This is a genomic window from Enterococcus rotai (assembly GCF_001465345.1).
Taxonomy (GTDB): Bacteria; Bacillota; Bacilli; order Lactobacillales; family Enterococcaceae; genus Enterococcus_L; species Enterococcus_L rotai.
In genome coordinates, this window is record NZ_CP013655.1 from 3672964 (window position 1) to 3692032 (window position 19069).

The following is a 19069-nucleotide window of genomic DNA, read 5'->3' on the forward strand; positions in this document are numbered from 1 at the left end:
GCTTATGTTTTAAACTAATTCATGATAAGATGTGCGAATTTTTTCAAATAATTTTGTATATGGTTTTAATCCAGTGTACTGTTCAATCGCTTGATCCAATCCCTGCTCTTTAATCGCCTCTTGTAGTGCGCATGCTTCGGCATCTGTTGGCTCTTCAAATTTCATTGCTGCCGCAATCGCAATCGCCAACGCTTTTGGTGTTTCATTAAAGGCTTCCACAAATTGTCTCGCTGGTTGAATAAACCGATCATTTTCACCAATTTTCCTAATTGGCGAGCGGCCGACGCGAGTGACATAATCTGAAACGTACGGATTTTTGAAACGTTCAATAATTTTATCGATATACGCTTGATGTTCTTGGTGGGAAAATTGAAATTTTTTTTCTAATAATGCCCCCGTCTCCTCCAAGGCACTACGTACGATAAAGAGCACTTTTTCATTATGGATCGCATCTTCAATTGATTCTATATTTCGCATATGCCCAAAGTAAGCTGTCACAGCATGACCTGTATTAACGGTAAATAGTTTCCGCTCAATATAAGGCGTTAGATCTGGCACATAGTTTAATCCGGCGATTTTTGGTGCATTATGTTTATTCATAGGTGCTTCTACTACCCATTCATAAAATGGCTCTACCGTTACAGTTAAAGGATTTTTATGGTGTTGGTTAGGTACGATTCGATCCACCGCAGAATTAGGAAACGCAACAAATTCATTCGCATATTCTTTAGCCTCAGTAGATACTAGTGGCAACACGGCTGATTGAAGAATTTCAGAGCCCCCGATCATATTTTCACAAGCAATCACAGTCAAATAGTGTTGCTCATTTTTTCTTAGCTCAATCCCTTTAGCAATGATTTCTGCCAATTTTGGTAAAATTGTTGGCCCGACCGCAGTTGTTATTATCTCAGCTTTGCTAATATAAGTCGCTAACGCTTCAGTTTCAGTTATACTATTAACGGCCTTGATTCCTTGAACAGTAAATTGCTCTTGTTCCTCATTCGCCAAAATAACCTCATATTCTCCTTGCTCCTTGATTTGAGCTACAATTGCTTCATTCACATCAGCAAATACCAGTTTATAGCCTGCTTGAACCAATAACCAGCCAATAAATCCTCGCCCAATATTACCAGCACCAAAATGAACAGCTAATTTTGTCATGCGATCACCTCTTCTTTAAACAAATCGATAATTTCTTCTTTGGACTCAGCAGCAATCAACTGATGTACGTTTTCCATCTCGGCACAAACTAATGCAATACTAGATAAAAGCGCTAAGTGTTCATCACCTAATCCTGCGATTCCAATAATCAATCGTACTTGATTTCCATCAAAATCCACCCCTTCTGGCACTTGTAAAACAACGATCCCAGATTGCTTGATCAACGATTTTGAATCGTCTGTTCCATGAGGAATCGCTACCATATTGCCGATATAAGTGGTTGTTAGACAATCACGTTCAATCATCTTTTCAATATAATCAGCCGATACATACCCCTGATTCGATAATTGTTTCCCTGCTGCTCGGATAGCTTCTTTTTTATTTGAAAAATGTTGTTGCAATACTATATCATCTTTTTTCAATGTAATCATATTATTTTTTCCTCATTTCTAAATAAGATAATAGTTTTTGAACAAAATAAGACGTGATCTCTTCGTTCGCTCCATGTTCCAAAAGTTGGATCATTTGTTGATTATCTACAAATAAAGTGCTGATATAGCTGATCACTTCTAAGCCTTCTTGCGAAAATTTCTCAGGAACTAAAAGTAAAGCGATTCGATCAACGGGCATTTTTGTATGATCCATTGTTTCAATGAGAATAGGCTGCTCTAATGAAAACAATTGAAAAAATGGCTCTTTGATTGATTCATTGCGAGCGTGGAACAGTCCAATTTTTGTATCTGGAATGCCAAAAGCTTTCCAATTTCCATCATGTAAAAAAGTACTGACTAATGACTCCACGTCTAATCCTGGCGCTTTTTCTAACAATTGCGTACAAATAACTCGAATCGTATCTTCCATTGTCCCTACGTTTTCATTTAACTTAGAATAGTTAAAGTTTTTTAAAATGGCTAAAACGATTGACGTGAACATTTGCTGCTGTTCTAAAAAATGAGTGGCTTCCAGCAAGGTTAGCTGCACTGCTTGCTCTTCTTCGGCAATTTTTTTATGATAGCCACTGTGTAAACTTTTCAAGAAAACACTGATTTGCGAAAGTTCTCTTTCCGTCAAAATAGGTGACACTAAAAAATAATCAAAATCCACTTGACCTAGATCAATTGTAGAAATAATGACATTGTATTTACCTTCAGCTTTCCTTTTCCCTAACTCAAATAAAGAGACTGTTTCTAATTTTTTTAATTGAGGAATTCGTTGCCGTAATCGGGTAACAAGCATCCTAGAAGTGCCAATACCACTAGCGCACACAACCAACCCAGAAAAACTATTTTCACTCTCTAATTGCAACAAGACTGCCCCAAAATGTAATACTAAATACCCGATTTCTTCATCTGGTACTGTCTTGTCTTGATAGACTTGATCAAATGCTCGTCTGACTACTTTAAACAAAGCTTCATAATCTTGCTTGATTGATTGAATCAAGGGATTGTAAATACGCATACCTTGTTTTAATCGTCTTAGTGTTGGGCGTAAATGAGCGATTAATCCTTTTGTTAAAAGCTCTTTCGGTAATTTTTGACCCAATTCTGTTTCAACATTTGCAATTAATTTTTTGACGAACATCATGACTTCCAGTTCTTCATTTTCTAAGAAATATATTGTACTTTCAGTGCTTTTAACCCCTCTCAGATGCGTTGTAACATAGGCCGCTTCACCATCTGGTACGAATTCTGGTTCCATATCCAAAATATCAGCCAGCATGTTTTTCGCTACTGTAAACTCGAGGTATTGTGTCATTTTTTCACCTGTGACATTGGGTTGGATAAAATTACCTGCGATCATTCGTTCAACTGAAATTGAAATATGCACAATCAAATTCGCATAGGCTTCATCATTGATTCCTTCTAGATTGTTATTGCGCCAGCTTTTAACACTGCGCTCCACTTTTTTTAATAGCGTTTCACTAACTAAATCGAGTAGACGATCTTCCACCCATTCATTTGTGGTATGATCTCGAGATTTTTCTTGGAAAAATTTTAGTAAACGATAATCTGGAAATTGCTGCCCAAAAAGCTCGCTCATCAACTGTCTTTTTTGCACTTCATTTGCTTTTAGAGAGACACCAAATCCTCTTCTTCTTTCAATTTTGACTGTATTCGGTAATCGTTCTTCTATTTTAGTCAGATCATTACTAATTGTTGAAATTGTGACACTTAAATCATTGGCTAGTCCGGCTAATTTTACTGACTCTTCTTTTAGAAGAACTTTAAGAATTTTCTGTTGGCGTTCTTCTGGACTATAATCGTTATAAGATAAATCCATCAATTGCCAACGGAAGCGCTGTTTATCAGAATCAAGGCCTACTAAGGATAAAATTCCATGCTCTTTTGCTAACGTAAGTTGATAAGAAGTCAGCGTACTTTCGACTTCCTTTAAATCACGTCGAATAGTTCGGTGACTAACACTTAGATCTTCTGCTAGTTCATTGATTGAAACAGGACGATTACTTGTTAACAGCTGTTCCATGATTAGTCGAGCTCGTGCTGAAAGATACATGGAATTCTCCTCTCTAACTCTTTTAGTTGTTAAACAGATGTTTTAACAACTAATAATTTTTCAACTAATTCATCATAGCGATCATTGCTTAAGAAATTATCAACAGACACATGGTACGCCTTAGGTAATTTTTCCTTTGCTCGCGAAGTTAAGTCCTTATGGGTTACAACAATATCCGCATCTTCAGGTAATTGTGCGATAGCAGAGTTAATCACCTCGATTGATAACCCAGCTTTTTTCACTTTGTTTCGTAAAACAGACGCGCCCATCGCACTTGACCCCATGCCTGCATCACAAGCAAAAATAATTTTTTCCGTATGCGCAAGAGTTTCAACAGTATCACTGAATTTTTCAGCAGACGAAAAGCTACTTTGAACTTCTGGCACTATTGTCTTACGCCCTTTTAAAGCACTGGCTTTTTCAGAAGCATCTTCAATCGTAGTGTCCGTTGCTTTTGATGTTTTCAAGACAACGGCAGAAATCGCAAATGAGACGATGGTCGCCACTATGATTCCTGCTAATACGCCCACATAACCATCACGAGGTGTCATTGCTAAAATTGCAAAGATGCTACCAGGTGAAGCTGGAGCTACTAATCCAGCATTAAATAATGAAAACGTCATGACACCTGCCATTCCACCACCGATTGCTGAAAGAATCAAAACAGGTTTCATCAAAATATACGGAAAATAAATTTCATGAATACCACCTAAAAAATGAATAATAATCGCGCCAGGTGCCGTTTGTTTAGCGCTGCCCCGACCAAAGATTGTATAGGCTAATAAAATACCTAATCCTGGTCCAGGATTTGATTCTAATAAAAATAACACTGAGCGCCCTGTTTCGGCTGCTTGTTCAATAGCAATTGGACTGATTACACCATGATTGATGGCATTATTTAAAAAGAGCACTTTAGCTGGCTCAACGAAAATACTTGCTAATGGCAACAATGAGTTTTCAACCAAGAAACCCACTCCAGTTGCCAAAAAATTATTCAATGCTTCAACTGCAGGACCAACAATCAAAAATGCAATAATGGCTAAAATGGAGGATAAAATCCCTGATGAAAAGTTATTGACCAGCATTTCAAACCCTGGTTTGATTTTCCCATCGACAAGTTCATCAAATTTTTTAATACAATATGCACCAGTAGGACCTACGATCATCGCTCCTAAGAACATAGGAATCTCTGCACCTGTAATCACGCCCATTGTAACCATTGCACCAACTACTCCACCGCGAATATCATAAACCAAGCGCCCACCTGTAAAACCTATCAAGATCGGCAATAAATAAGTAATCGTCGGACCTGTTATTTCATTTAATTGTTCATTTGGAAACCAACCTGTTGGAATAAATAAAGCGGTCAAGATTCCCCAAGCAATAAATGCCCCGATATTGGGCATGATCATTCCACTAAGAAAACTGCCAAATTGTTGAACTTTCACTTTTAAATTACCTTGTGTTTGTTCCATTTTTTTCCTCCTTCTTCTTATAACAAGAAAAATGTTGAGTCATCGATCTGCGCAGATCTTCTCAGACAACCCTTCGTTGTCTTTTACATTGTAAACGCTCACTAAAGATGATTCAAGAAGATGAAAATTCAGTTTTGTCCAAGGTCTTTGGACAAAAATTGAACAATAGGTTTCACTTATCAAATGAAATGAGTCCAAACCTTTTAGGGACAACAAAAAAAGTCGACCAAAACGAAATATACGTTTTGATTGACTCCTTAAATTCGAATTATCTTTTTAACATGTTATTCCTGTTCACTAAAATAAATATGACTATGCAATGCGCAGTTTGGGTTAAATAAATGCCCACAATTTACACATTTAGTATTTGTTTTATATTCCATTGCACTTAATTCAGTGCGGCATGAACCACAAAGAACGATTTTTTCATTTGAAACTGGCCAAGCAGAAAAAAGATGATCTTCCAGCTCATCATGGCACTGAAAACAAGCGTAATACTTTTTACAAGAATAACATTTATTCGCCACTACATCGACTGGTGAACTATAATGAACACACCGTCCTTCATGATCGATCGTCGCCCCATATAGTTTCACCATACTAGTTTCTCCTTTGATCGAACGATTTTGATATTCTTTGTGCTATAAAAACAGTCAAAAATGCTTTAATCGTATCTCCAGGAATAAACGCTAGGTTTGCCATCAAACTTTTAGACAAACTCATATCAGATAAAATACTCATCCCGACTGCTCCACAAAAATCAATAAATAATGCACCAAAAAGGAAGGTAATTCCAAATCCCCAGAAAATATTTTGATTATAAGGATTGACCCTTTCACTAGCCCAGCCTATCAAAAAAGTCGCAAATGGATAGGCAAAAAGGTAACCTGCTGTGATACCGAGAAAAACGGCGATTCCCCCTCTTCCTCCAGCTAATATAGGAAAACCAATCGCAACAAGTAGTAAAAACAGTAAAGTTGCAATCGTTCCATTTTTCTTACCGAGTAGCAATCCACTTAACATAAAGCCAGCATTTTGAATCACAATCGGTACCGGTAATAAACCAAGCGGTATCGGTGGGAAAAAGCCTAAAACAATAATAATGCTGATCATAATAGCAATTCTCGTAATATCTTTTGTTTTCATTTGTTCTCTCCAAACGTAAAATAATATTTTGTCTCTCTAAAATACTATTTAAAAGCACCAATGTCAACCTTTTAATTAAACTGGTTAACCAAGAGAATTTATTTCAAGTGTTATCAGTCTTTAGTTGTTTTTCTTGTTGATAATGATACAATAAAGTACAAAGTACTTTTATCGGATGTAGAGAGGATGAGCAACTTGACACACTTTAGTTCAAAGGAAGCGGAAAAGCAATATTATGAACAAGAAGCCAGCGAAACTGAGTTTTTAAAATGGTATCACCAACAAGAACTTCCTGAATATGAAAAGCCTTCTCTGACTGTAGATATTGTTTTAATGTGCTATAACAAAGAAGAAGATCAACTTAAAATACTGCTGATTAAAAGAAAAGGACATCCTTATAGAAATTCTTGGGCCTTACCTGGCGGATTCGTCAATAGAAATGAATCAACTGGAGAAAGTGTTTTACGGGAGACGAAAGAAGAAACTGGCGTGGTTATTTCTAAAGAAAACATCGAACAACTACATAGTTTCAGCCGGCCTGATCGAGATCCTCGCGGCTGGGTCGTAACAGTTAGTTATCTCGCTTTTATTGGTGAAGAACCATTGATTGCAGGAGATGATGCTAAAGAAGTCCGTTGGTTTACAATGGAGCGGAAAGAAAACACACTGGCTCTTACCAATGGTGATGTAGAAATCATTTTGGATTTACAGACAGGTGCTTCAACTGGGAAAGATACTTTAGCTTTCGACCACAGTGAAATTATTCTGAAAGCTTTCAATCGAGTGGCGAATAAAATGGAACATGATCCTCAGGTATTGCAAGTTTTAGGGAAAGATTTTACGATCACAGAAGCTCGCAAAGTATTTGCAAAATTTTCTGGTATTGATTATAAAACAATCGACCACTCAAACTTTAAAAAAGCCATGCTTCATCATTTTGAAGAAATTGGAGAACGTCCGGTAGGTATTGGTCGCCCTTCAAAAATTTATCAGCTAAAACCTGAAAACTCCGATAAAAAATAATAGCTCCTCACATAGTTACGGTGAAGAAAGGCGGATGAAATGGTCGTTTATTTAAGAAAAGCTGAAGCAACTGATCTAGTTAACATCATGGAAATTATTGCTGCTGCGAGACAAATGCTCCATGATAAAAATATTCCTCAATGGCAAAATGGTGAAGGTCCTAATGAAGAACAGTTGAAACAAGATATTGTTTTACAACAGTGTTATGTCTTGATCGTCGATCAACAAATTGCTGGTCTGGGCATCCTTTCAACCAGTCCTGAACCGCCATATGAACAAATAAAAAATGGACAATGGCAACAGACTCCTGGAAATTATTCAGCGATTCACAGAGTCGCTCTTGCTCCTACCTATCAAGGAAAAGGATTAGCATTGCTTTTAATGAATCTATTGATTACGACATCTAGATTGAATGGTTGTCTTGATATTCGAATTGATACTCACCCAGAAAATAAAACAATGCAACAATTGATTCAAAAAGCCGGTTTCACTTATTGCGGTGACATTTTACTGCCTGTAGCTGATGGCGAACGATTCGCTTATCAATTGGTATTGACTTAAAATAAACTAAAAAGCCTAAAACAAACAATTCAATCGTTTGTTTTAGGCTTAATTCGTGCCTTACTTTCTTCTTTTCTATCTAGTGAACGTCATCCTAACAGACGTAGTGCAACTATGTCGTGTTAGTTCAGACGTTGCAGCGTTCCTTATCTGACTCTTATTTCACTAACTGTTTTGCAATAAAACTTGAGTATTTTACTTGTCCATCTACATTCGGATGAACTCGGTCATCATAAAACCATTCCTCATGCTCATTACTGTAGCCGTACCAGTCAATAATGACAAGGTTTTTGTACTTTTTCTTCATTGTTTCGAGCATTCCATTGACTTCATTTTGCCATCTACGAGTAGGAACGCGAACATTGATCCAATAGACCTTTCGTTTTGAACCGATTGCTGTCATGAATTCATCAAATTGCGCTTCGGTAAATGATCCATTCGTCCCAAGACCAACTAAAACATTATCTTTCAATAATTTTTCTTTCTCTAGTTTTTCAATGACTGGTGTACTGGTATATAATTGTCTCCCCACTTCACCATCCACAATCATCTTAGGAAAAATCTCTTGTAATCCTGCAGCTGCATCTAAGATAACAGAATCACCGAAAGCTGTAACGTCCATCTCTTTGGCTTTCTTCGCTTCTTCAGCAGTTAAATCAAAATTCGCCTCTGGCTCTGGCGTTGCCGCTTTTGTCGAATCGGTCGTTTTGCCTTCGTTTTTGGCTTTTTCTTCTGCTTTTCTCTGTTCTGCTTTCTTTTTGTTTGCTTCAATATTTTTTTGTAGTTGTTGCTGTTCTGCAGTAACTTCATTGGAAGGCGCAACAGCTAGAGCAAAGAGTGCAAAACAAGATAAAACAACACTGATCAAAGCTGTCACTTTAGCCACTGTAAACCATGGTTTACGGAAAAAATCTTTGATAGCAAACCACGTATACTGATAATAAAATTTGCCCAATGGTTTCTCGATAAATCGATAGGATAATTCACTAATGCCTAAAATCAAAGCAATCTCGATCAAAGAATGCAACAACACATGATCACTTAAATTTTTGACTTTAGCTTCATAAAAAATCATGACTGGGAACTGATACAAATAAATTCCGTAACTTCTTTTTCCAAACCATGTGAAAACAGGATTTGTCAGCCAACGATTTAAATCGGCGCCTGGATGAGCTGTAACTGCCACTAGAATCGTTGCAAAAATACTGACGATAAACATTCCACCATAATAGACAAAAGCTAGATGGTCTGCTAAAAATAGGAAGGAAAGCAGTAAGACAACCAAGGAGGTAATTCCAACGCCATTCAGTAAATTTTTAGCCTTTATCGGAATTTCTTCTTTCAAACGGAAACTTGGCCAAACAAAGGCCAACCCACTTCCCATTAAAATCGAAAATAATCTTGTGTCTGTTCCATAATAAACTCTTGTCGGGTCGGCACCAGGAGTATACAAAACTGCCATCAAAATACCAGATCCAACAGCCGCCGCCATGATCAAACCAAAAATTTTACCACTGTGCTTAACATATTTTTTTAGCACAATAAATAACAACGGCCAGATCAAATAATTCTGTGCTTCAACTGCAAGAGACCAAATATGTGTAAATGGTGACTGGGTGGTAAATCGATCAAAATAAGAAAATCCTTTAAAAATTTGCCACCAATTATTATAGTAAAAGACACTACTGGCGACTACACTACGTAAATTATTGAGTAAGTCTTGCTGGAAAAAGACAATATAGGCTGAAGCTGCTACCAGCATGGCAACTAAGCCTGGATAGAGCCGTTTCATACGGCGTATATAAAAACTTTTAACATCGATTGTTTCGGTTTGTAACCATTCTTGCCTTAGTAAATCAGTAATTAAATAACCAGAGACTGCAAAAAAAATAGGGACGCCTAAATAGCCCCCATGCATTATATTAGGGAACAAATGATACAGAATCACGCCGACGACCGCAATAGTTCGTATCCCATCGAACCCGGTAATATAACGGCGATTTTCTAACCTTTTCTTATTATTCATTTATATTTTCCAACTTTACTAATATTCTTTTTTATATTTCGAGTAATTTTTAACAAAGGAACATGATTTTAAAAATGATAGACGATAGAAAAAATAAGTCTTATTTGACCCGAAAAAGGTGGTCTGTTGAAGTGTTAAAAAAATTCTATCTGGGATCATGTTCTTTGACGGTCGGTGTTTTTCTGACCGATTTAATGTAGTAAGTTAAATATACGTTCTTTCCAGACAAATGGCAAGAACTCTCTCTCCTATTTTCCATTTTTTAAGTAAATTTTAGACATTCTTTTGAAATAAAAAAAATGAGTTGTCAGTTAGAATTTTATCTAACCGACAACTCATTTTTCATTCATTTGCACGAGAGCGAATCAACGGCGAGAAAAAAGCAGCCCCTTCTTATTTCTAGGAGCTAAACCTTTTATCTCGGCTTCTAAACAAGTAACGCATACAATGACGGATTATCACTTAAATCAATATATTTAGGATCAAACTCAGCCATTTTCTGTAGTAAATTAGGTAATTCCTCTTTGTCTTTCAGTAAAATACCCAACACTACTGGGCCTGTTCCACGATTGACTTTTTTCGTATACTCAAACCGGGTGATATCATCATTTGGACCTAAGATATCTGTTACGAATTCTCTTAATGCGCCTGGTCGTTGGGGGAAATTGATCACAAAGTAATGTTTTAGTCCTTCAGAAATCAAAGAACGTTCTTCGATTTCTTCCATTCGATTGATATCATTATTACCACCACTGATGATACAAACAACATTTTTCCCTTTAATCTCATCTTTGATCAGTTCTAACGCTGAAACACTCAGAGCTCCTGCTGGCTCGACTACAATTGCTTGTTTAGTGTATAACTCTAAAATCGTAGAACAGACTTGCCCTTCATCCACAGCTAAAAGCTCATCAACATATTCAAGCGTATGTTCATACGTTAACTTGCCCACTTGTTTCACTGCTGCCCCATCAACAAATTTTTCTACACTGTCCAGCATTACCGGTTTACCTTCATCAAAAGCCGCCCGCATCGATTGGGCACCTAATGGTTCTACGCCAATGACAGCCGTCGTTGGACTAACGCTTTTAGTATAGGTAGAAACACCACTAACTAAACCACCGCCACCGATTGCTGCCAGCAAGTAATCTACTTGAAATTCAGCTTCATTCGCTTCTTGAAATATTTCAACGGCTACTGTCCCTTGTCCAGCCATGATATTTAAATCATTAAAGGGATCTATAAAAGCTTGATGATTGGCGCTAGCATATTCTTTAGCAGCTTTAGCGGATGCATCAAAAGTATCACCAATTAATTTGACCGTTACTTCATCTCCACCAAAAAACTTTACTTGAGAGATTTTTTGTTGTGGCGTTGTTGTCGGCATAAAAATCGTTGCCGCAACGTTCATTTCATGGCAAGTGTATGCAACTCCTTGAGCATGATTCCCCGCACTTGCACAAACCACACCGTTTTTCAGCATCTCATGAGGAGTTTGTTTAATCGCATAATAGGCCCCTCTTAATTTGAATGAACGAACTTTCTGTAGATCTTCTCTTTTTAAATAAACGTTGCATTGATATTTTTGTGATAGATACATATCATATTGCAATGGCGTTTTGGTTACCACGTCTTTTAGCACATCATATGCTTCTTCAACATTTGTTTTTGTTAATGTCAACAAATTCTCCCCACCTTTCAGTATGTAAGAGAGACCGAGAAAAATGACTATTTTCCCAGCCTCTGCTCGCTAATCGTTTAATTTAGTCTTCTCTTGAAACAAATGGCATCATTTTGCGTAGTTCTGCTCCAACTTTTTCGATTGGGTGTCCAGCATTTTCTTTACGCATTTGATTGAATTCTTTAAAGCCGTTTTTGTTGTCATCAATGAAGCCTTTTGCAAACTTGCCGTTTTGGATGTCCGTTAGAACCTCTTTCATGTTTGCTTTAGCTTCAGCGGTTACGACACGAGGTCCTGAAACATAATCGCCGTATTCTGCAGTATTTGAGATTGAGTTACGCATTTTCTCAAATCCTCCTTCATAAATCAGGTCAACGATCAATTTCAATTCATGACATACTTCAAAGTATGCCAATTCTGGTTGGTAACCAGCTTCTGTCAACGTTTCAAATCCAGCTTCGATCAAGCTTGTCAAACCACCACATAATACTGCTTGTTCACCGAATAAATCAGTTTCAGTTTCTTCTTTAAAGGTTGTTTCTAACACACCAACACGTGTTGCGCCGATTCCTTTGGCATAAGATAAGGCAACATCACTAGCTTTTCCTGTTGCATCTTGATAAACCGCAAATAATGCAGGTACCGCAAACCCTTCTGTAAAGGTACGACGAACCAGGTGTCCTGGTCCTTTAGGAGCAACTAAGAAAACATCCACATCTTTTGGTGGGTTGATTACATCAAAATGAATATTGAAGCCGTGTCCGAAGGCTAATGCGTTACCTGCCTCTAGATTTGGTGCAATCTCTTTGTCATAAAGATCTCCTTGAATTTCGTCTGGTGCTAAGATCATCACAACATCTGCTTTTTTAGATGCTTCTTCAACAGATAATACGTCGAAACCATCATTACGAGCAGCTTCTGCTGATTTTCCTTCACGGATTCCGATGATCACTTGATTACCGTTATCTCTTAGGTTTTGCGCATGAGCATGACCTTGTGAGCCATAACCGATGATTGCAATTGTTTTTCCTTCTAATTGATTGTTCTCTACTGAATTATCGTAATATACTTTTGCCATTGTTGAACCCTCCAAATTTTTTATGCTTATAAGCGTATGCTTTAAGACCTGTTTTTAGTTGTTGCCTCTGGTAAATCCAGTGACGCCTGTTCTTGCTAATTGTTTGATGCCATATGGTGCGACAACATCAACGAAAGCACTTATTTTTTCACTCGTTCCTGTAACTTGGATCACCACTGAGCGAGTGCCGACATCGATCACATTGGCTCTAAACGGATCGATCACTGAGAATAATTCAGCTCGAACTGCTGCTGGTGCATTGACTTTTACCAATGCTAGCTCTCTTTCTAAATGTGCTTCATCTGTGATATCTGAGACCTTGATCACATCGATTTGTTTATTTAATTGTTTAGTAACCTGTTCTGCTTCTTTTAAATCTGATACTTGAACCACAATGGTGATTCGTGATACATGATCTAACTCTGTTGGACCGACTGAAATGCTGTCGATATTGACTTGTCTGCGTGTCAGCACACCACTGAAGCGATTCAAGACACCAGAATTATTATTGACTGTTGCTGTAATAATCCGTTTCATTTTAGTCCACCCCCAGCATTTGATAGTTTGCTTTGCCAGCTGGAACCATTGGTAGTACATGTTCAGTCGGCGAAACCATCACTTCGATCAAAATCGAACCAGTTTCTTTAAATGCTTCAGTCAAATCAGCTTCAACGGTCGCCGGATTATCGAGCCTAACGCCTTTGATATGATAAGCTTCTGCCATTTTAACAAAGTCTGGCTGGCTCTCAAAAACTGATTCTGAACGACGTTCGTTAAAGAAACTTTCCTGCCACTGGCGAACCATTCCTAATGATCGATTGTTTAGGATCACAATCTTGATCGGGCTATTATAAATGTTCAAAATAGCTAATTCTTGATTGGTCATTTGAAAACCACCGTCACCAACGAATAATACGACTTCTTTATCTGGGCAGCCCAGTTTTGCACCGATTGCCGCAGGAATACCATATCCCATTGTTCCAAGACCGCCGCTCGTGATCAATTGCTTCTCATTTTTGAATGGATAAAACTGAGCTGCCCACATTTGATGCTGACCAACATCCGTTGCCACAATCGCTTCACCCTTCGTCAATTCACCGATGAATTCGATGACTTTTTGCGGCTTGATTTCAGTGGTTTGCTCTTTATCGTATTTAAACGGATGTAATTTTTTTCTAGAAAGATTTAACTTTTTCCAATCAGTCGTATCGGTACATGTGACTTCGATTTTCAGCATTTCTTTTAAGGTCTCTTTAGCATCGGCTACAATCGGAATTTGTGTTTCAATGATTTTCCCAATTTCCGCTGGATCGATATCCACATGAGCAATCATCGCATTTGAAGCAAATTCTTTTGGCGCACTGGCTAAACGATCATCAAAACGAGAGCCGATATTAATCAGCAAATCGCAATCTGTCAGCGCCATATTGGCTGCAAACGATCCATGCATACCACCCATCCCTAAGAATAACTCGTGTTCAGTTGGAATAGCCCCTAACCCTAACAAAGAACTCAATGCTGGTACTTGATATTTATTGATAAACGCTAGTAATTCTTTTCCTGCATCAGCGTGTAAGACACCCGCACCGACAAGTACTAGTGGTTTTTTGGCTGTAGCAAGAGCTTCCATCAATTTTTTCACCTGAAGTTTATTCGGTTTCACGGTTGGTTGATAGCTTGGTAAGTTTAGTTTGACCTCAATCTCTGCGTCTGATTCCATTATGGTGATATCCTTTGGCAAATCGATCACAACTGGTCCTTTTCTGCCCGTTGTTGCAATATGAAAGGCTTCTTCGATAATTCTTGGTAGCTCTTTGGTTTCTCTAACCTGATAATTATTTTTGGTGATTGGCATGGTTAATCCGATCACATCGGCTTCCTGAAAAGCATCTTTTCCGATACCATCTGTGAGAACTTGACCTGTAAACACAACCATCGGAATCGAATCACTCATTGCATCCGCAATCCCTGTAATTGCATTCGTTGCACCAGGACCGCTGGTTACAATCACAACACCAGGCTTCCCAGTTGCTTTGGCATAACCTTCAGCCGCATGCACAGCGCCTTGTTCATGTCGCGTCAAAATATGAGGAATATCGCCATCATATAAAGCGTCATATAAAGGAAGGACTGCTCCACCAGGATAACCAAAAATCATTTCTACCTTTTGCTTCAACAACGCTTCAATCAAAATCTTTGAGCCATTTTTCATTTTTCTCTGTTGTTCTGCCATGAGCTTCCCTCCTCTAGTCTAGCAAATCTTCTGGAATCTGCATGATCCCACCTGTATGAGCTGACGTTACCAAAGCTGTATAGCGAGCTAGGTATCCTGTTTTTACCTTAGCTTTGAATTTTGGCAATTGGTCATTTCGTTTCGCCAGCTCTTCATCAGAAACATGTAATTCTAACGTTCGATTAATCAAATCAATTTCGATCTCGTCTCCATCTTCAATCAATGCGATGGGTCCTCCAGCCGCTGCCTCTGGAGAAATATGTCCGACAGCAATTCCCCGAGTTGCTCCTGAGAATCGGCCATCAGTGATCAAGGCAACATCTTTACCTAAGCCACGTCCAACAATACTCGAGGTGGGTGCTAACATTTCTGGCATACCTGGACCGCCTTTTGGTCCTTCATAACGAATTACGACAACATGTCCTTTGGTTACAGTATGATCATCAATTGCTGCAACAGCCTCATCATGAGAACTGAAACAAATCGCTTTTCCTACAAATTTTTTGATTGATGGATCAACACCACCGACTTTGATGACACTACCTTTTGGCGCAATATTGCCATATAAAATCGATAAACCACCGACTGGGCTGTATGGATTTTCTTTTGGATGGATGACTTCTTCATTTTTGATTACAGCATCCTGAACATTTTCACGAATCGTTTTTCCTGTAACCGTGATCCGATCTGGATGAATAGCATTACCTAGATCGACTAACTCTTTCATGATTGCTGGAACGCCGCCAGCTTCATGTACATCATGCATTGAGTATGCAGAAGATGGTGCAATTTTAGAAAGATATGGAACACGTTCTGCAATCGCATTGACTTCCTCTAAGTTGTAATCAATCTCAGCTTCATTAGCGATTGCTAAGGTATGCAAGACAGTATTGGTTGAACCACCCATTGCCATATCTAAGGCGAATGCATCATCGATTGCTTCTTTGGTGATGATATCTCTAGGTTTCACTTGATTTTTGACTAGATCCATCAAATGAAAAGCTGATTTTCTAACTAATTCTCTACGTTCATCTGATACAGCTAAAATCGTACCATTACCCGGTAAAGCCATTCCTAAAACTTCCATCAAACAGTTCATAGAGTTTGCCGTAAACATTCCTGCACATGAACCGCAAGTTGGGCAAGCATTTTGTTCCATAAAATTAAATTCTTCTTCAGTCATTTTTCCTTCTTTAAAGGTACCGACTGCTTCAAACATATTAGAAAGTGTTGTTGTATGGCCTCTCGGATCAACGCCAGCTTTCATAGGTCCGCCTGAACAAAAAATTGCTGGGACATTGGTTCGAACGCTGGCCATCAGCATTCCTGGAGTGATTTTGTCACAGTTTGGGATGTAAAAAACACCATCAAACCAATGCGCATTAATGACAGTTTCTGCAGCATCTGCAATAATTTCTCGACTTGGCAGTGAATAACGCATACCAATATGTCCCATAGCAATCCCATCGTCTACACCGATCGTATTGAATTCAAAAGGAATTCCTCCAGCTTCACGGATCGCTTCTTTTGCCACATCCGCTAATTCTCTCAAATGCACATGACCTGGGACAATATCAATATAAGAATTACAAATTGCAATAAACGGCTTGTCCATATCTTTGGCATTTTTAACCTGTCCAGTCGCATAAAGTAAGCTTCTAGCAGGGGCGGCTTCGATTCCTTTTTTGATTTGATCACTACGCATGTTTCATCCACTCCAATTCTGTTATCTGCAGAGAATTCTATTTGTCAGATTCTTCTGCTTTGGTTTCTTATTTATGCCTTGCCTCTTTACAGCACTTTCTACAAAAAAAACATCCCATTGATTAAATGGGATGTCTTAGTAAGAACCCCATCTACCAAAGACAAACAGGACTCAAACATCTGCGAAATTTCTCAGCGTTCTAAGTCCTACACGATAAAATAATGACTAATACGTGGTTGTTGTTTGTCTTTTTCATGGCAATGGTCTCCTCTTTTATAAAATCTATAAAGATTAAAATAGCATGTGATAAATAAAAGCTTTTGTTAACTATAAACCGAATAAATGAGAATGTCAATAAAATTTGATAAAAAGATTCAGAAAATTCTAAAAACATCCGCATTGCTTTTCTTACTTATCGTTTGTATTTTTGACTATATAAAAAAAGACACCCCAAATGATTGGAGTGTCAGCTATTTTTAACCTCTTTGGAAATAATATAACGGTTTATGTGTTAATCGCTTCATTTGTCGTTTCTTGTCTTCGATGATTGAAAGTAACTCATCTGAAAAACTTTCTAAGATGACCCGACCGCCTTTATACGTGCTACCGCCCATTGAGATTACTTCATCAGGCGTTAAAATGACTTTTCTATGTGCAATTTTTTTGAAAAACTCTTCAATCAAGTATGTAGGCAAATAGAAATTATTTTGAGCCGAAAACGATTCTAAATAGATAAAATCGTCAATACTGATATAACAATCATCCATTGAAATAAAATTGACTGATTTGTCGACATAGATGTCTCTTTTTTGGAGGATCTCATTGATTTTCTTGTTCAGAAGATTCAATGTCTCTATTTCCTTGACATAGTTTTCTAGTTCTCGATACCGGACAGCCTTACGCTCCTCATAGGTCACACGTAATGCTACCCCGACTGATACGATCACAGCACCGATCAAAACACCTGTAATACCTGCAATAAAAACAACCATTGGGATTCCCTCACTCTTTTCATTCTTGTTTTTTTAGTATAACACACTCTTTCATATGCGCAAAAAAATAAGAGAAAAAAAACAAAGATTTAGGAATGAAATCAGCAAATAATATCATTCGATTTTTCAGTTTATTTGAGAGCATTAGTGTTGACCTTTTTTGACCAATAAAGTATACTTTTTTTAAGCATTAAGGTATGCTTTGTGATAAAATGATTTTGAAGAGTTTTTTATATAGGAGGAATATACTATGAATTTAATACCAACAGTCATTGAACAGTCATCTCGTGGAGAAAGAGCGTATGACATTTATTCACGATTATTAAAAGATAGAATCATTATGTTGAGTGGTCCGATCGATGATAATGTAGCCAACTCAGTCATTGCGCAATTACTATTTTTGGATGCGCAAGACTCTGAAAAAGATATCTATATTTATATCAACTCACCAGGCGGAAGTGTTTCTGCTGGTTTAGCTATTTTCGATACAATGAATTTTGTTAAAGCAGATGTTCAAACAATCGTCCTTGGCATGGCTGCTTCTATGGGGAGTTTCTTACTAACAGCTGGTACAAAAGGCAAACGTTTTGCCTTACCAAACGCTGAAATTATGATCCATCAACCGCTAGGCGGCGCTCAAGGTCAAGCAACTGAGATCGAAATCGCAGCGAAACACATTCTTGACACGCGCGATCGCTTAAATAAAATTTTAGCAGAGCGCACGGGTCAACCACTTGAAGTTATCGAACGTGATACTGATCGTGATAACTTTATGACAGCTCAACAAGCAAAAGAATACGGCTTGATCGATGAAGTAATGGAAAATAGCAGCTCATTAAGCAAATAAACGCAATGCCCAAAATTTCTTTTAAGAATTTTGGGCATTTTTATTTAAACTACGAACAAAAAGCGCTACACTAAAGAGAGAAGAAATGAAAGGATGGTATTAAAATGGATATTTCAGTAATTGATGCAACAAAAGTTACAACAAAGAACGGTTTAGCGATCGGTAATGATTCAGCACCCGTAAAAATGGTAGAATTTATGAATGTTCGCTGCCCATATTGTAAAAAATGGTTTGAGGAATCTTTTGACTTATTAAATGAATATGTTAAAGCTGGCAAAGTTCAACGAATCATCAAACTTTTAGATAAGGAAAAAGAAAGTTTGCAACGTGGTAATGTCATGCATCATCATATCAATTATGATCTACCTGAAAAGGGTTTGACCGATTTAAAACAAATGTATGATACCCAAGATCAATGGGGACATCTTTCTTTAGAAGATGTCGCGATATTTGCAGAAGATAATTTGCAACTAGCTAAAAAAGAAGAACCTGCAATTGTTCAAGCCATCGTAGCGGAAGCGGAAGCTGCTAATATTAAATTTGTGCCAACCATCGTAATTGGTGAGCATATCTTTGATGAGTCAGTGACAAAAGAAGAATTAATTCGCTATATTGAACGGTACTAAA

The 19069-nt window shown here is 37.8% G+C and carries 17 protein-coding genes; 4 read left to right on the plus strand and 13 right to left on the minus strand.

The window, feature by feature from the left end; genetic code table 11:
- Positions 1 to 9: 9 nt before the first annotated feature.
- From ATZ35_RS16420 to ATZ35_RS16445, 6 genes are all read right to left on the minus strand, one after another.
- A complete protein-coding gene (locus ATZ35_RS16420) occupies positions 10 to 1161 on the minus strand; it encodes a mannitol-1-phosphate 5-dehydrogenase (RefSeq protein ID WP_208928185.1) in 1152 nt (383 codons plus the stop codon).
- Positions 1158 to 1592, minus strand: coding sequence for a PTS mannitol transporter subunit IIA (locus ATZ35_RS16425; RefSeq protein ID WP_208928186.1), 435 nt, complete (start codon positions 1590 to 1592; stop codon positions 1158 to 1160). Before ATZ35_RS16425 ends, ATZ35_RS16420 begins: the two co-directional genes overlap by 4 nt.
- Before the next feature lies 1 nt (position 1593).
- On the minus strand, positions 1594 to 3675 hold the full coding sequence (locus tag ATZ35_RS16430; protein WP_208928187.1) for a BglG family transcription antiterminator: 2082 nt from the start codon (positions 3673 to 3675) through the stop codon (positions 1594 to 1596).
- Positions 3676 to 3704: 29 nt separating this feature from the next.
- The gene (locus tag ATZ35_RS16435) at positions 3705 to 5150 is read right to left on the minus strand and encodes a PTS mannitol transporter subunit IIBC (RefSeq protein WP_208928188.1); all 1446 of its coding nucleotides are present in this window, start codon (positions 5148 to 5150) and stop codon (positions 3705 to 3707) included.
- A gap of 284 nt (positions 5151 to 5434) precedes the next feature.
- A complete protein-coding gene (locus tag ATZ35_RS16440) occupies positions 5435 to 5749 on the minus strand; it encodes a CHY zinc finger protein (protein WP_208928189.1) in 315 nt (104 codons plus the stop codon).
- A gap of 1 nt (position 5750) precedes the next feature.
- A complete protein-coding gene (locus ATZ35_RS16445) occupies positions 5751 to 6296 on the minus strand; it encodes a biotin transporter BioY (protein WP_208928190.1) in 546 nt (181 codons plus the stop codon).
- A 195-nt stretch (positions 6297 to 6491) separates the two neighbouring features.
- Here ATZ35_RS16445 and ATZ35_RS16450 point away from each other — a divergent pair, with 195 nt between their 5' ends.
- Positions 6492 to 7319, plus strand: a complete 828-nt coding sequence (locus tag ATZ35_RS16450) for an NUDIX domain-containing protein (RefSeq protein WP_208930521.1) — start codon at positions 6492 to 6494, stop codon at positions 7317 to 7319.
- A 39-nt stretch (positions 7320 to 7358) separates the two neighbouring features.
- Positions 7359 to 7880 (plus strand): GNAT family N-acetyltransferase, encoded by a 522-nt coding sequence (locus tag ATZ35_RS16455; RefSeq protein WP_208928191.1) that lies wholly within the window; start codon positions 7359 to 7361, stop codon positions 7878 to 7880.
- A gap of 157 nt (positions 7881 to 8037) precedes the next feature.
- On the opposite strand, the gene ATZ35_RS16460 is transcribed toward ATZ35_RS16455, so the two are convergent.
- The 7 genes from ATZ35_RS16460 to ATZ35_RS16490 form a co-directional block, all read right to left on the minus strand.
- Positions 8038 to 9906, minus strand: a complete 1869-nt coding sequence (locus ATZ35_RS16460) for an acyltransferase family protein (protein WP_208928192.1) — start codon at positions 9904 to 9906, stop codon at positions 8038 to 8040.
- A gap of 427 nt (positions 9907 to 10333) precedes the next feature.
- On the minus strand, positions 10334 to 11587 hold the full coding sequence (gene ilvA, locus ATZ35_RS16465) for a threonine ammonia-lyase IlvA (protein ID WP_208928193.1): 1254 nt from the start codon (positions 11585 to 11587) through the stop codon (positions 10334 to 10336).
- Positions 11588 to 11669: 82 nt separating this feature from the next.
- On the minus strand, positions 11670 to 12665 hold the full coding sequence (gene ilvC / locus ATZ35_RS16470; protein ID WP_208928194.1) for a ketol-acid reductoisomerase: 996 nt from the start codon (positions 12663 to 12665) through the stop codon (positions 11670 to 11672).
- Positions 12666 to 12719: 54 nt separating this feature from the next.
- Complete coding sequence (ilvN, locus tag ATZ35_RS16475; RefSeq protein ID WP_086278907.1) at positions 12720 to 13202, minus strand: acetolactate synthase small subunit; 483 nt, start codon at positions 13200 to 13202, stop codon at positions 12720 to 12722.
- Between the two features lies 1 nt (position 13203).
- On the minus strand, positions 13204 to 14898 hold the full coding sequence (gene ilvB, locus ATZ35_RS16480; protein WP_208928195.1) for a biosynthetic-type acetolactate synthase large subunit: 1695 nt from the start codon (positions 14896 to 14898) through the stop codon (positions 13204 to 13206).
- Positions 14899 to 14911: 13 nt separating this feature from the next.
- Entirely contained in the window at positions 14912 to 16603 is a 1692-nt protein-coding gene (gene ilvD, locus ATZ35_RS16485; protein ID WP_208928196.1) for a dihydroxy-acid dehydratase, read from the minus strand.
- Between the two features lie 476 nt (positions 16604 to 17079).
- Positions 17080 to 17595, minus strand: a complete 516-nt coding sequence (locus tag ATZ35_RS16490; protein ID WP_086278904.1) for a hypothetical protein — start codon at positions 17593 to 17595, stop codon at positions 17080 to 17082.
- A gap of 250 nt (positions 17596 to 17845) precedes the next feature.
- Here ATZ35_RS16490 and clpP point away from each other — a divergent pair, with 250 nt between their 5' ends.
- A complete protein-coding gene (gene clpP, locus ATZ35_RS16495; protein WP_010760682.1) occupies positions 17846 to 18442 on the plus strand; it encodes an ATP-dependent Clp endopeptidase proteolytic subunit ClpP in 597 nt (198 codons plus the stop codon).
- Between the two features lie 104 nt (positions 18443 to 18546).
- On the plus strand, positions 18547 to 19068 hold the full coding sequence (locus tag ATZ35_RS16500) for a DsbA family protein (RefSeq protein WP_208928197.1): 522 nt from the start codon (positions 18547 to 18549) through the stop codon (positions 19066 to 19068).
- Position 19069: the final 1 nt, after the last annotated feature.

Excerpts from the sequence above, each read along its gene's own strand:
- ATZ35_RS16455 (WP_208928191.1), top strand. The coding sequence starts at position 7,359 with ATGGTCGTTTATTTAAGAAAAGCTGAAGCAACTGATCTAGTTAACATC.
- clpP (WP_010760682.1), top strand. The coding sequence starts at position 17,846 with ATGAATTTAATACCAACAGTCATTGAACAGTCATCTCGTGGAGAAAGA.
- ATZ35_RS16425 (WP_208928186.1), bottom strand. The coding sequence starts at position 1,592 with ATGATTACATTGAAAAAAGATGATATAGTATTGCAACAACATTTTTCA.
- ilvB (WP_208928195.1), bottom strand. The coding sequence starts at position 14,898 with ATGGCAGAACAACAGAGAAAAATGAAAAATGGCTCAAAGATTTTGATT.
- ilvC (WP_208928194.1), bottom strand. The coding sequence starts at position 12,665 with ATGGCAAAAGTATATTACGATAATTCAGTAGAGAACAATCAATTAGAA.
- ATZ35_RS16435 (WP_208928188.1), bottom strand. The coding sequence starts at position 5,150 with ATGGAACAAACACAAGGTAATTTAAAAGTGAAAGTTCAACAATTTGGC.
- ATZ35_RS16420 (WP_208928185.1), bottom strand. The coding sequence starts at position 1,161 with ATGACAAAATTAGCTGTTCATTTTGGTGCTGGTAATATTGGGCGAGGA.
- ilvD (WP_208928196.1), bottom strand. The coding sequence starts at position 16,603 with ATGCGTAGTGATCAAATCAAAAAAGGAATCGAAGCCGCCCCTGCTAGA.
- ATZ35_RS16490 (WP_086278904.1), bottom strand. The coding sequence starts at position 17,595 with ATGGTTGTTTTTATTGCAGGTATTACAGGTGTTTTGATCGGTGCTGTG.
- ilvN (WP_086278907.1), bottom strand. The coding sequence starts at position 13,202 with ATGAAACGGATTATTACAGCAACAGTCAATAATAATTCTGGTGTCTTG.
- ATZ35_RS16440 (WP_208928189.1), bottom strand. The coding sequence starts at position 5,749 with ATGGTGAAACTATATGGGGCGACGATCGATCATGAAGGACGGTGTGTT.
- ATZ35_RS16445 (WP_208928190.1), bottom strand. The coding sequence starts at position 6,296 with ATGAAAACAAAAGATATTACGAGAATTGCTATTATGATCAGCATTATT.
- ATZ35_RS16430 (WP_208928187.1), bottom strand. The coding sequence starts at position 3,675 with ATGTATCTTTCAGCACGAGCTCGACTAATCATGGAACAGCTGTTAACA.
- ATZ35_RS16500 (WP_208928197.1), top strand. The coding sequence starts at position 18,547 with ATGGATATTTCAGTAATTGATGCAACAAAAGTTACAACAAAGAACGGT.
- ATZ35_RS16460 (WP_208928192.1), bottom strand. The coding sequence starts at position 9,906 with ATGAATAATAAGAAAAGGTTAGAAAATCGCCGTTATATTACCGGGTTC.